Annotated in this window: 6 protein-coding genes and 1 pseudogene; 3 read left to right on the top strand and 4 right to left on the bottom strand. The window is 66.9% G+C overall.

Annotated elements, in window-relative coordinates; translation table 11 throughout:
* A partial coding sequence (locus ACFO3J_RS28195; RefSeq protein ID WP_386435085.1) for a tyrosine-type recombinase/integrase occupies positions 1–780 on the top strand: 780 nt, incomplete at its 5' end.
* Positions 781–874: 94 nt separating this feature from the next.
* Positions 875–2,149, top strand: coding sequence for a hypothetical protein (locus ACFO3J_RS28190; protein WP_386435082.1), 1,275 nt, complete (start codon positions 875–877; stop codon positions 2,147–2,149).
* A 30-nt stretch (positions 2,150–2,179) separates the two neighbouring features.
* On the opposite strand, the gene ACFO3J_RS28185 is transcribed toward ACFO3J_RS28190, so the two are convergent.
* Complete coding sequence (locus ACFO3J_RS28185; protein ID WP_386435079.1) at positions 2,180–2,512, bottom strand: hypothetical protein; 333 nt, start codon at positions 2,510–2,512, stop codon at positions 2,180–2,182.
* A gap of 888 nt (positions 2,513–3,400) precedes the next feature.
* Positions 3,401–3,739 carry a hypothetical protein gene (locus tag ACFO3J_RS28180; RefSeq protein WP_386435076.1) on the bottom strand — a complete coding sequence of 113 codons (339 nt, stop codon included), beginning with the start codon at positions 3,737–3,739 and terminating at the stop codon, positions 3,401–3,403.
* A 525-nt stretch (positions 3,740–4,264) separates the two neighbouring features.
* On the opposite strand from ACFO3J_RS28180, the pseudogene ACFO3J_RS28175 reads away from it, so the two are divergent.
* Positions 4,265–5,014 (top strand): annotated as a pseudogene (locus ACFO3J_RS28175) (IS66 family transposase); the annotation flags it as partial.
* Positions 5,015–5,025: 11 nt separating this feature from the next.
* Here the strand turns inward: ACFO3J_RS28175 and ACFO3J_RS28170 are convergent.
* Together ACFO3J_RS28170 and ACFO3J_RS28165 are read right to left on the bottom strand one after the other, a co-directional pair.
* Complete coding sequence (locus ACFO3J_RS28170; RefSeq protein WP_386435073.1) at positions 5,026–5,319, bottom strand: hypothetical protein; 294 nt, start codon at positions 5,317–5,319, stop codon at positions 5,026–5,028.
* Complete coding sequence (locus ACFO3J_RS28165) at positions 5,309–13,261, bottom strand: RHS repeat-associated core domain-containing protein (protein WP_386435070.1); 7,953 nt, start codon at positions 13,259–13,261, stop codon at positions 5,309–5,311. The genes ACFO3J_RS28170 and ACFO3J_RS28165 overlap by 11 nt, the downstream gene beginning before the upstream one ends.
* Positions 13,262–13,453: the final 192 nt, after the last annotated feature.

The following is a 13,453-nucleotide window of genomic DNA, read 5'->3' as shown; positions in this document are numbered from 1 at the left end:
GTCCTCAGCCGCGTCCTGGGCTTCGCGGTGAAGGCGCACCGAATCGCCTTCAACCCGGCCACCGGCGTTCCCCTGCCGAAGGTCACCCCGTCCGATCAGGTCTACCTCGACGAAGTTCAGGTCGAAGCCCTCGCCGAAGCCGCAGGCGAGTACGGCCTGTTCATCCGGCTACTCGCCTATACCGGCCTGCGCTGGGGCGAGGTGTCCGCCTTGAAAGTCGGCCGGGTGGACCTCGAGGCACGGCGGGCCTATATCGCCGAGGCGTACGCGGACGACGCCGGCAAGCTGCACCTCGACACGCCCAAGAACCACGAGCGACGCTCGGTACCGCTACCCCGGTTCCTGGTGGACGACCTCACGACCTACCTAGCTGAACGCGACCCCGACGAACTGCTGTTCACCGCCCCACAGGGAGGCCCGCTCCGCATCCGCAACTTCCGCCAGCGGTTCTTCGACCCAGCAGTGAAAGCAGCAGACCTCGGCCACCTCCAACTGACGCCCCACAAGTTGCGGCACACCGCGGCCTCACTCGCCATCGCGAGCGGCGCGGACGTCAACGTCGTCCAGACCATGCTCGGCCACAAGTCCGCGACCCTCACCCTCGACGTCTGCGGCCACCTCTTCCCCGACCGGCTGGACGAAGTTTCCAGAAAGATGCACAAGCGCCGGGCCATGATCCTCGCAAAAGCCCAGGCGAAGGCCGCCAAGGCGGAACGCAAAGCCCGCAAGGCCGCCGAGGAACTGGCCGCCCTGACAGAAATGGACGCACTACCGGCCTGACAACGGCCGGACCCACCCGCCGCTGGACGTCGTCCCCGCTTCCGAGCGAGGCGGCGTCCAGGGCTGTCTCGCGCGGCCACAGGTGCCCGTCCTCATGGCTGGCACCGGTGGTCGCGTCACTCTGGACGGCCAGGCAGGATGCACGCCCATGAACGCTCCTCTGCGCGTCGCCCTGCCTGGCCAGGCGTGGAATGTCGTGGCCGACGATCCGGCCGGCCTGCTCTTCGCCATCAGCTACGGCTCCAACCCCATGGAGACCGTCCTCACCGCCGTCAGCCAGACGGGACATGTGGAGTGGCAGCGCTCATTCCCGGGCACCGGTCGCCCCTGGGCCCGGGCCACCGGTCGAGGAACCGTCTGGGTCTCCCGCCCCGAATCAACCTGGAGGGTTCTGGACGAAGTCGACGTGAACGGCCGGACCATCAAAACCGTGATCCCGCCCAGCCAACCCGGCGAAGACATCGGCACCTTCGCCCTGCTGCCCGACGGATTCTGCGTCATGTGGACCGCCGCGCGCGGCCCCCTGCGAGGGAAGGGGCCACGGCGTGAGCCACGGGTCTCCCGACACCGCGAGGACGGCACCCTCATATGGTCGACACCGATCCACCTCGGCGACGTGTCGCATCCCGGGATAGTCGAGATCGGCGAGGACTCCGGCTGGCAGGTACGTCAGAAGCCGGCGTGGGCGCCACGAGAGGTCACTGTGGCCCACCACGAGCCGCTGATGATCGCCGGTGAATGCGTGGCCGCATCGTTCGAGGACCGCAGCGGGCTCGGTCGGACCTTCCTTCTCGATCTGCGTACGGGGAAGACAGCAGCCACGACGGCGCCGGCACCTGGCGGCCACAAGGCGATCGACGGTGACCGAGGCTTCCTCATCGGCGCCCAGGGCTACGGAGCCTTCGAAACAGCCCGGGTGACCACCCTGGGCACCCGTGTCGCCACTTGCCCGAGCCATGGAACGCTCGCGATCGGTGCTGACGGCGTCGTCTCCATCGTCGAAATGGAGAACTACCGGCCTTCCCGCTCCAGATTTCAGCGGCTGGCGCCGGACGACACCTTGACCAACGGCCCTGCCCTGCCCGGCTACTACACCGCACCCGCCGCAGTGGACCAGGAAGGCACCACCGTCTACTGGCGCGACGACCAACTCACCGCCATCGACCCCGGCCTGAAAGCCCACCCGCTTGCGGAACTCCCCGGCACCGGCATCACCAGCCGCGTCCTCATCCTCGACAACGGCACGGTCGCCCTCACCCTCGACAAGGACCTGCACCTCATACCCACACCACTCGCCCCGCTCGCCGCAAGCACATGGCCCTGCGCCGACCACAACCTGCAAGGCAACCCCGTCGCCCAAACCCTCTGACCAAGAAGGGCTGCGGGGGACAACCCTGAATCAGTCTCTGCCCAAAAAGGCGTCCAACGCGTCGGTCCCGCGCCGCGCCATCAGCTCCCGCACCGCCGGCGGCGGCTCCCGGTCGTCCAGGACGAAGATCCGGCCGTCGATCTCCCGGGTCACCGTCTTCCAGCCCAGCCGGCGGCCCACAGCCCGAGCGGCCCTCCGGATCTCCGCCGGGTCGCCGCCCAGCTCCTCGACGGCCTTCACGCTCAGGACGACCTGGCCGCCGTAGCCCTCGTACTCCGGCTTCAGCGCCACGCGCATCAAGGCCTCGACCCGGCCCACGAGCCTCTCGTACCGGCGCCGCGCCAGCTCGTCCTCGGCAGCCATCCCAGCCGCCCCTTCCGGCGCGATGTGTGCTGAATGTGTGCTGGGCCGCCCCGGTCCAAGGGCCACCGGAGACCAGATGGCCCCTGACCTGGGCAAACGAAGATCCCCCTGTCGGATTCGAACCGACGACCTTCGCTTTACAAGACCGTGAGTGTTCGTGCTGCGTGGTACTTCGTCGTGCTGTCGAGTGCTGTTCTGCCTGATCAGGGCACATGCGACTGGTTGGCCTGTGCTTCCTCGTGTTGGGTCGTCCAAAGGCATCCGGCCACCGGCCGGCCACCGGGAGGCGGCTGAGGGTCGACACACGAGCGTTGTCAGTACCCAACAGAGGCACGGGTGAGCATCGTTGCTGGCGCGGGAGACTCTCCGAACGAAGCCTCCCCTCAGCCCAGGCGCAGCGTCAGTTCCGTTGACTGCCCGCCAAAGGCTGACGACGACACGGGCGCTGCTCGACGCCAGCCGCCAGCAGAGTTGTTGTGACCCTCCACAGCTGATGACGGCGAGGTGAAAACCCCACAGCTGACCGCTGGAATCGCGGCACCGCTCGTTTCGACGAAATCCTCCTCAGAACCGAACGCGTCCAGATAAATCGTGATCGTTCCATCCGGTGACGTATACCCGAAGAGGCCAAGCTCTATGAGGTCCGAATCATGATCGATCTTGACGTCTACGTCATCGACCCCCGCACCTGCACTACGGGCAACCTCGGTTTGCGACCGTAAGGCAACTCGAAAATCTGAGAAAGCGCCCGTGCTCGAGGTCAGACGGGCCCGCCCGGGTGAATTACTACCCGTGAAGCAAGTCAGCGCTCACCTCTCGCGCCTCAAACGGACGTCAGGACCATTAGGGGGCAATAACGCAGCATCCTGTGGCTACCTGCACAACCTGTCAGTCTACGTTACCCCACTGCACCTCCGGCCCCGGCGGCCATTCTTGATCAAAATCGAAAAGTGAGGAGTCCTCCAGATCCCGAACGGCTTCGCGCCAAGCCGGACGGCCACTAACAACAAACCCGAAGAAATCATCACTGGAGATTAGGAAGAGGGATTTGACGTCGCCGCCAAGCTGAAATTTCCCGACAGCGTCAGCCGCTTCGGCAGCCGTTGGTCGCCAAATCCTCAACTTCTCCATATGCGACCTGATAAACATTTCTTCTACGTTTCCCATATAGATCTCGATTCTACTTTCCTCTCCCACCGAAAAATTGGGATTGCTGCGCAGCAACATCGTTCGATGCGATGGACTGAAGCTCCAGATCTGGAAGAACCGGTCCGATTCAAATGCAGTCACACTACTGACCCGCCAATCATCTGAGGGTGGACCAATTGGTGGCGCGAGTTCGATTGGATCACCATGCCACGTCACCCTCGTTGGCCATGGCTGCCTGGGAGGTGCCCTGTCCACTGGACGAAACCCGGCGTCAGACAAGTGCTCAAACCACCCCACGAACGCATCTGCTCACCGTGTGCCGGCCCACCGAGTACGAGATGATCCCCTCCCTGCGGGACAGCGCCGAGGCGACCCGGATCAGCATCTGGCTGCACGCCTTCGACTACCACCACAGCAACGACGACACCTTCACCCGCGCACTGCAGGTCAGCGCCACGATTCAACGCGGACTTCCACCGGGCCCCGTCCCTCCCCGACCTCCTCGTCGCCGCCACCGCGGAGCTGAACCGGCTGACCGTCCTCCACTACGACGGCGACTCCGACATGATCACCTCCCCCACCGGCCAACCCGCCGAATGGGTCGTCGCGCACGCGGACGAGACCCTCGCCCGCGCGGCGGGGAAGAACGTGTACCTGCACGTGGCGTGCACCGAATACCCGACCGCGATGCACACCGGCGACCGCACCAAGGAGACCATCGACGCGGGCGGGATCTGGCCCGCCTTCGACGGCGTCCTGGTCCGCGACGGCTACGGCGGCTACACCCACCTCGACCACATCGCCCACGCCTGGTGCGGCGCCCACCTGCTGCGCGACCTGCGCTCGATCCACGACGGCGACCCGGCCGGGCAACTGTGGGCCAAGGCCATGGCCGACACCCTCCTGGATGCCAAGACCGCCGCCGGGCAGGCCCGCGCGGACGGCCTGGACGTGCTGTCCGCCCACGAGTTGGCCCGGATCCGCAACCGCTACCTGGGTGCGCTCGCCCACGGACGCACCCACAACACCGGGCGGCGCGGCCCACTCGCCGAGGAGGCACGGACCCTTCTCCGCCGCTTCGAACGCTACGAGGACATGACCCTGCGCCTCGCCACGAACCTGCTGGTGCCGTTCTCGAACAACCTCGCCGAGCGTGACCAACGCCCCGTCAAGGTCCAGCAGCGCACCTCCGGTGGCTGCTGGCGCACCCTGCAAGGACTCGCCGACTTCGCCGTCGTCCAGTCCTACCTGTCCACGGTCGGAAAGTGGGGCTGCGACAAACTCGACGCGCTCACGGACCTCTTCACCACCGGCGCGTGGCTCCCCCCTGCCCTCGCACCAGCGGCGATCTGATCCGGGCACGACTATGCCTGTCCAGCCCCGCGAAGCTCCTGCACCCTGGTCACCAGGTCGGCATTCGCTCCGACCAGTTCGAGCTTCGCAGTATGAGGCGGATCGAGCAGGTCAGTGACCCGGCCGTAGCGCCAGATCGTGGTGACGCGCAGTTCCACCAACGCCTCTGCGCCGTCTACGAAGACCGCCGTATCCAGGAGGTCTCCAGTGGACACCGAGCCGCCCAGGCACCGGACCACACACACGGCTGCCCCGCTGGACACCTGCTCGACGCTCTCGATGCTGATCCTGCTGTCAGCCGCCATATCCGCGCGCCTCCTCGATGAACTGCTGGATTTGGGTTGGACCGAGCTTCGGGGTCATCGATAGTGTCGGCGACAGGTCGTCAACCCCGATGCTGCCGGGTATACCGATCCCCATCCGTCCTAGGATCGAGCGCGCTGCGCTCGACGGGATCTCGATGCTCGCCTGCGCAGCGAACTCCTCGGGGCTCAGTTCCACACCGACTTCAAGCTCGGACGGGATGTAACCCTCAAAAGTGGCGACTCCGCTCAGGTCGCCCGGAAGAGCGATCTGGACCACCGCTGGCCCGTACGACTCGGAGTGCGTTGCGAACGTGGTAGCGACACCAGGGTCCGTCGACGTCGGGGTGATCCCTACCCGCTGCGTCCCAGGACTGCCTCGATAGCCGCGTGTGGTCCCTCGGAACAGTGCTGCACCGCTCGGCTTCTCAGGCTGAACAGCTACTTCCTGACCGACTGCGTCCGCGTCTCCACTTCCGCTGGGGGGACTCGGTTTGGCAGCGTTGCTGTTGACCCGCTGCTGGCTTCCGGCGTCCTCGGAGGCACTGTTGTCGCTCTCGCCTGCGGCCTTGTTGGTGTTGCTTTTCGCAGCCCTGCTGGCAGTGGGCTCGTCGGTGACCGCCAGGACTGAGGCGCCTTCCCCCTGTTCCGGGACCCAGCCAGGAGCGCCGGGTTCTTCCCAGTCGTCGCTGAGGGGTGGTTCAACGGGGCCCGCCGGCAAGGGGAGCAGTTCGGGTTCCTCGGGCGCGACGGGCGCGTCGCCCAGGCCACCGCTGCGAGTCCCGCCACCCGCCTCTTCCCCGAGGCCGCCAACACCGCCTTCACCAACGACAAGGTCGCCTCCCCCGCCGCAATCGCATAGCGCCTGTTCGGCCCCACCGTTCCCTGCCGATTGCCCCTGATCGCTCCCGCTGGGCGGCGGCGCCGCGCTGACACCGGCCCCCTCAGCCGAACCCCCGCTCGAACTTTCGCCCGAACTCCCGCCAAAACCTCCACCGTCGTCATCGCCCCTGTACATCAATCCGGTGGGGTCGGAGCCGGTGGCGGGGTTGTCGGCGGCGTAGGTGTAGCCGCCCATCTGGTTGGGGTCGCCGGGCTCGAAGACGGGGTCGGGGGTGAGGAATCGGCCCTGGGCGGGGTCGTAGTCGCGGGCGCCGAGGAGGTCCAGACCGGTGCTGACGTCGGAGGGCTGGCCGAGGAAGCCGTGGTTCTCGTCCGGGGCGACCCAGGCGGTGGGCTTGGCGCCGCGCGGGCTGCCGTAGGGATCGTAGGAGCGGCGGGTGACGGCCAGTGTGGTGGCTTCGACGGCCGTGGTGGCGGTTCCCTGGACGTTGGCCACCTGATAGGTGACCGTGCCGCTGCTGGAGCGGGTGATCGTGGTGCCGTCAGGGCCGGTGTAGTTGCGCAGGCCGGTGAAGGTCTTGGCTGCGACGTTCAGCGTGATCTGCTCGGCGCCCCCGAAGAGGTACAGGACGCGGGTGGTGTCGGTGCCGTCGACCGCGGATGTCTGCTCCAGCAGGCTGCCGCCGGCGTCGTAAAGGTACTTGCTGGTGTCGGTGTGCGTGCCGTCGCCTGTGGCGGCCGACGCTGTCCGGCCCTCCGCGTCATAGGTGAGCGTCTGCGTTTGTCCGGACGCCGGGACCCCGCTCTTCGTCGCGGTGGTGAACACTTCGCCGGTCGCCCCGCAGGTCCACAGCCATTCCTTGGTGCCGGGTGTCTGGTTGCTGGAGGGGTCTGCCAGGCACAGCCCGGACACCGCGTTGACGAGGGTGCCGCTGGCGGTCGCCTTCCACTTCTGGGTGGTGCTCGCCGCCGAACAGGTATTGATGACGACCGGAGTTCGGATGATCGGGGACGCCACAGACGCGTCCAGGCACTTGCCCGCGATCTTCACCGTGCCGTCCGTACCGATGGCATACGTCTGCCCGGTGCCACCGCACGCCGTGATCGTCTGCTGCGTCCCGTCGGTCGTGCTCGCCAAGGGATCCGTCAGACAGAGCGCGCCGCCGCTGGTGGTCTTGATCCCCGAGATGATCGGGCCGCTCGAGGTCATCGTCCGGCTGGTGGTGTCACCGGCGTTGGCGTTGGCGTGGGCCGGGTCGGCGTATGTGGGTGTCGAGGTGGCGGTTCCGCTGGTGGGGTTGGCCGTGACGGTGGTGCCCGCCTGGTCCGGCAGGGCTGAGGGAGCGGTGCCGTTGGTGCCGGGGTAGGCGGTGGTCTGGGTCGTGTCGTTGGCGGCGTTGCCGGTGGGGTCGTGGTCGACCATGCCGGTGCGGTCGCCGAGCAGGTCGTAGGTGTAGGTCTGCCAGTACGGTGCCGGGCCGCCGACCGTGGTGGTTTTGACCGGGCTGCTGCCGGTGGTCTGCACCGAGGTGGTGTTGCAGCCGCCCACCGCGCCGGGGGCGGCGCTGCTGGGGTTGGTGATGCCACCGGTGTCCGTCCACGCGGCGGTCAGCCGCTGGAAGGAGTCATAGGTGAAGCACTGCGTGTCGTGTGTGGTGTTGTTCTGCAGGTCGTCGGCCGCGGTGAGCTGCCCCGACTGGTCGTAGCGGTAATTGACCACGTCCAGAGCGGTGGTGGACGTCTGGAGCATGCTCGACGTTTGCATGGTTCGGCCGGTCGTGGGGTCGTACTGGGCGAAGGTTCCCAGTTCCTTGCCGGTCGAGCCGTAGTTGGTCTGCAGCACCCGCCCGAAGGGGTCGTGCACGGTCGTATCGAGATACGACGGGGTGTTGGCGTTGTTGATGAACCCGCCGAACGAGTCCAGGTTGCCTTGCTGCGTATAGCCGAAGTCGACGTCCTCGGCGGGCAGGTTTCCGTCGGCCTCGTAGTTGACGGTGAACAGCAGTCCCGCGGTGGGCGTGTACGCGTTTGTGGTGGTGTACGTGACCGTGCCACTCGCGGGCGGCGCGCTCTGGCCGGCAGCGGCGAAGCCCTCGGCAGCGGGGACAGTCAGTGTCGAACCGAGCGGCTGGTATGCGGTGTTGTAGTCGGTGACGGCCTCGGTGTACGCCTTGCTCGTCGTACCGGTCGAACCGCCCACGTACCGGGTGGAGGAGGTGGGGTAGCCCTTCGCCAGGCTGTCGTAGGCCCAGGACGCCTGTTCCTTCGTGGCGTCGGGGGTGGCCGACCAGGCTCCGGTGTATTCGGCGGTGACGCGGTTGTCCCAGTCGTAGGCGTACGACATGACCTGGCCGCGCGAGTCGGTGGTCTGCAGCAGGTTCCCGGCCGGGTCGTACTTGTCGAAGGTGCTCGTCCCCGTGTTGGGGTCGGTCTGCGTCGTGGGCCGGCCGAGGAAGTCGTAACCGTACGACCAGGTGTTGCCTGCCGTGTCCTTGACGGTCGCGACCTGTCCGGCGGGGGTGTACGTGTAGTGGGTGGTGGCGTCCGCCGCCGGGACGGCGCCCGCGGTGCCCTGGTGCCACAGGGTGCTGCCACCGCTCGCGACGACAGCCACGGTGGAGTCGTTGCGCACCTGGAAGACGGCGCCGGTGGTAGCTGTCAGGCCGGTGGTCCACTTGGACGTGCCGGCCGTGGTGCGGACCACCAGGTTTCCGTCGGTGCCGAACTGGGCGTAGGCACCTGGATTGCCACTCGTCGCGCTGGACCAGATCGTCGCCCCCGTAGCGAGCGCGCTGAGGACCAGATTGCCGTCCGCCTGCATCGTCAGCCGCACGCTGTCCGAAGTCAGGGAAGTACCCGACGGGATGGTCTGGCCACCGGCAAGGGTGATCGTCGTGCCGGTGTTCTTTACGACGCTGCTGGTGACCTGGCCCAGTGCGTTGCTGAGCGTCGCGGTGGACCGGCCCCCGACGGGGGCGGTGGTGTCGGTCTCGTCCGCGCCCGGGTAGCTGGTCGTGGTGTGCCACTGCTGCACCGCCTGGTGCCACAGAGTGCTGGTGACCGTGCGGCCCTCGCCGTCGTAGGCGGTCGTGGTCTCGGACGGGACCTCGTTCTCGTTGGCCGCGCGCAGCGTGGCGGAGGGCGGATCGACGGGCTCCGAGTACGGAGCGTAGGAGACAGTAGGCCAGCCGTGGGAGTCATAGAACGTATCTGAGATCACCCGGCCCGAGGCCGTGTCGCCCACCGCGGTCGACTGCGTCTGCCGGGACTGCAGCATGCCGTCGTAGATGGTGACGGATGTGGCGTAACTGCCGTCATCGCGCAAGGTCTTCGTGGTCACGGACGAGGGGTCACCGGGGCTGGTGACAGTGCCCCCCGGTGCGGGCACCGCACCAGGGTTGATCGAATAGGCGAATGTCAGGTCCGCGCTCTGTCCAGCCGATTTGTCCCGGCCCGGCAGCCATACAGCGGTACGCCGCCCGAGCGCGTCGTAGATCATCTCGGTCGTACGGCCGTTGGCGTCCGTATCTTCGACGGGCAGTCCGCGCAGGACATCCAGAGTGGACGTGGCGGTCCAGCCAGCCGGGTTGGTCGTGGTGTAGCCGGTCGGATCGGCGTTGCCTCCGGAGGGGTTCCAGGCCGGAGCAAAGTCGGTGTGAGTTTTGTGCCCTGTGCTGTCAAGGGTGTCGGTGACGCGGCCTGCTCCGTCGTATGTCATCGCAGTGCTGGTCTGCCAGTTCTCGTTACCGCCGGTGTATCCCGTGGCGATTCGCACCGCCGAGATCTGACCGATAGCGGAACTGCCGCTCTGCTCGAGCTGGCCGAAGGTGCCCAGGTCTGTCAGGGTGCCGTCGCCGTCGTAGTACGTCATCTGGTCCGACAGCAGTGTCGACGCACTGGGGGTGGTGCCGCACGGGCCACTAACCACGGTGGTCCGGTCCGGGTAGGCGAGAGCGATGGTGTTGGTCGCTGCGGGCGCCGCGTAGGTGGTGGTCGTGCATTTCTCCTGTGCGGGCACGGCCACGTCGCCATGGGCGTCGACGGTCGAGAGCCGACCTTGGCTGTCGTACGTGCTGTCGGTCTGTGAGTGCCGCCACGTGGTGCCGTTGGCAAGCAGGGCATAGCCGCTGGTACGGGAGGATTTGATGCGGTACGCGGCCAGGTCCGGCAAGGTGGACAGCGGGGGTTGGGACTGTCCCGGGTTCTCATCCTGGGTCCAGTCGGTCCAGGGCGTTCGCGCTGTGTTCGCGGTGCTGGTCGCGGTGAAGGGGCCGTTGACGGTTTCGGCAGTGACTGTGCCGCCCGCTGCGGAGTATGTGTCCGTCTCCAGGACCATGCCTGCCAGTTGGTTGGAGTCGGTGACGCTCTCCACCACTGAGGAACCAACAGAGGCATTGACGGTGACCGAGCGGCGGGTGCCGTCGGCCTTGTAGTCGCCATCCATGCCCTGGAGATAGTTGGTGGTGGTCTGGGTCACCGGTTCGGGTGCCACGCCGGTCTGGATCGTGACCTTGCGGAAGCCACGGAACTGGTCCCAGGTGCGGTACTGGTCGTCGGTGAGCGCCGAGTCGTCACGGTGCCAGGCCGGTCCGCTGTAGCTGTATGTGGAGACTTGCGCCTCCGAGCCGGCCGCGATCTTCTGGGCGTCCGGCTTGTACTGGGCGGCGATCGTCAGGTCCGAGCCCGTCACCTGATGGACGGTGATCTTGTTGAACCAGTCGGCGATGGGCTTGGACGCACCGGGCACGGTCCAGTACGAGGGATAGCAGGAGTTGGTATTGGAGTCGGCCGCGGCGATCGACAATGTCTCGCCCGCACAGGGGTCGACGTTGTACTCGACTGCGATCTTCTCACCGGTCTCCGTCTGGATCGAGGAGATCCGGGGGCGGTAGAGCGGCGGGGCGGACGGCGAGGAGTCGTTGACCCGGTTGTCGATCTCGGTACCGGTGAAGGAGATCTGGTTCAGCGAGGTATTGCTATTACCGTTGCCGTAGGTGTCCTCGCCGGTGCGCCGAATCGACTGCAACCACATCACGGCCTGCAGCGAACCGGCGTCCGCTGGGTCGACGGTGGTCCCGGTGACCGGGTCCACCGTGCCCCCCGCGGCGGAGTACACCTGTCCGAGATGGTAACTGTCGACAGCGACCGACTTGTCGGTGGAAGAGTCCTTGACGTGGACCTTGGTGGTGATGGTGTCGAGCCGGGTCGTAGACCAGAAGGTCGGACCCGACGTGACGCAGACATTGGCGGGCACCGTTGTCCACCCGCTCGGGAGGGTCGTACTGTCGGTGGAGTCGCAGTGCAAGTCCCACGGCACATCCGGCCAGTGCGTTGCCGAGGTGTCGGTTAGGTTCCCGGCGGAGCAGTCCGTGAAGGTCGATGTCGTCTGGCAGCGCTGCTGAGACGTGAAGAGCACCTCGGCGGCGGGGGTTCGGCCGGCCTGCTCGTCGTCCAGGGTGTAGCCGTAAGAAATGGAATCGAGGGTTCCGCCCCGGGTGTAGGGCGTCAGGACTCCGGAGCCGTCGGTGGCGGCCTGACCGCCCCCCAGGTCGTAGTAATTCGTCTCGGCCGTGTAGTCGTACCGCTGTACAAAGCCGGTCGGAGAAACGACAAAGTCGAGATTCCAACGCCATCCCTGCGGTTTGTCGCACTGGGAGGCCTTGCCCTTGGCCGAGTCGAAGCAAGGATCTCCCGCTTGAGGATGGAGGACGGGCACGCCCCAGGCGGAGTCGGTGGAGGCGTCGGTGGGGTTGGATGACTGTGCCAGGTCCGAGGTTCCGGGACCGGTCGGTGAATGGTCAGCGCCGAAGTAGGCGGCAGTGCCATCGGTGCTCAGGACCCGGAAGTAGATACCGTCGTGCAGGCCGTTGACCGCGCCGGACAGTTCCTGGACGACAGTCCCGTCGTCACCTTGCAGCTTCCACTCCTTGACCTCGCCCGGAAGGCCGGAAGTCGTGGTGGGGACCAACTCCCCCGAGTGGGTTCCAAAGGAAAGAGTGGCGTTGTTGCCGCCCCAGCACTCGTCCCCGGACCCCTTCAAGATCTTGTTGCCGCTGTTGTCCAGCACAGAGTCACAGCTGCGGTAGGTCTGCTCGACGAATCCGGGCTGATAGTCCCAGCCGTCGCCGATCCAGGATGCCTGGGAGTTGCGCGCGGAGGTCTCGCCATCCTGCGATTGCGAGTCGTAGTCCAGTTTGACCGACGGCGAGTTGCCGCCGAGAGCCGATGGCACCTCGATCGGATAGGAGTACGTGAAGGCTCCCGTGCCGGACTGCTGCCATGTCCCTGACGGGTTGAGCGATGTCGCTGTGTAGTCGCCCTGTGAGCCAGAGCTGCCCGAGGTGACGGCGAGCGCGGCGGTGGCTGTCGCAGTGGCGAGCCGTGGTGTCGCGGTGTTCTGCCCGGTCGCCGCGGCCGGGGCGCCGAGGTCCAGGCCGGCCGTCATCTGCTGGGCGCCTACCTTGTTGGTGAAGGCGAGGGGGGTCTGCGCCTGGCAGGTGGCCAGTTGGGGGGTTGTCAGGGCGCAGGCCGGCAGGCGGACCAGCTTCAGCCGGGAGCCGAAACCGCCGCCGTAGGCCTTGGCCAGGCTGGAGTAGTCGATGACGACCTGCACGCGGGATGACGCGGTCGCCGACTGGTCCCGGCTGACGCCGATCAGCATGCCGTCGGCGCCCGCGCGGAGCGTCTGGTCGTGGGAGGCGACCTGGACCCGGACCGACGAACCCGCGCCGGTGGAAGAGCCCGTGTTCTTCGCGGCGGAGGCCGGCGTCACCCAGACAGGCAGGCGGCCGGCCTTCACCGGCTTGGTGGCCGAACCGGTCAGGGCGACGGTGGCGGTGCCCGCCGCAGGCCAGGCAGGCGCCTTGGCCTGGTAACTGTGCAGGGGGTTGGGGCCCTTTGTCACCGGGGGGACCGGCGCAGTGAGCTGATGGCTGCCGACGGCCGGTGTCACGGGGAGAGCCTTCGGATTCCAGACGGTGCCCTTGAAGTGGTACGGCCCCACGCTGTCGGCGACGGCCACCGGCACCAGCAGCACCAGCGCCCCGAGCAGGGCGGTGCCGAACGTCAGCGTCCGCGTCCATATCCGGTTTCGTACTTGCACACGCCATGGACGTCTGCCGCTCACGTCAACCCCCCCGGGTCTCTGTCACCAAACCGGTGATCGACCGGAGGCTATTGATGAAGAACGAACAACTCAATAGCCTGTGCCGGCGCCTGGGTTGGGAGTTCCGCCACAACGCGTTCTTCGTCGCTCACTCGGCAGGGTGACAAAAACAGTACGAGTGGACGCAAC

The organism is Streptomyces polygonati, assembly GCF_042650325.1.
GTDB classification, from domain to species: domain Bacteria; phylum Actinomycetota; class Actinomycetes; order Streptomycetales; family Streptomycetaceae; genus Actinacidiphila; species Actinacidiphila polygonati.
This window is presented reverse-complemented; position numbering and strand designations above follow the sequence as displayed.

Coding starts and splice junctions, on each gene's coding strand:
- ACFO3J_RS28190 (WP_386435082.1), top strand. CDS start 875: ATGGCTGGCACCGGTGGTCGCGTCACTCTGGACGGCCAGGCAGGATGC.
- ACFO3J_RS28185 (WP_386435079.1), bottom strand. CDS start 2,512: ATGGCTGCCGAGGACGAGCTGGCGCGGCGCCGGTACGAGAGGCTCGTG.
- ACFO3J_RS28180 (WP_386435076.1), bottom strand. CDS start 3,739: ATGTTGCTGCGCAGCAATCCCAATTTTTCGGTGGGAGAGGAAAGTAGA.
- ACFO3J_RS28170 (WP_386435073.1), bottom strand. CDS start 5,319: ATGGCGGCTGACAGCAGGATCAGCATCGAGAGCGTCGAGCAGGTGTCC.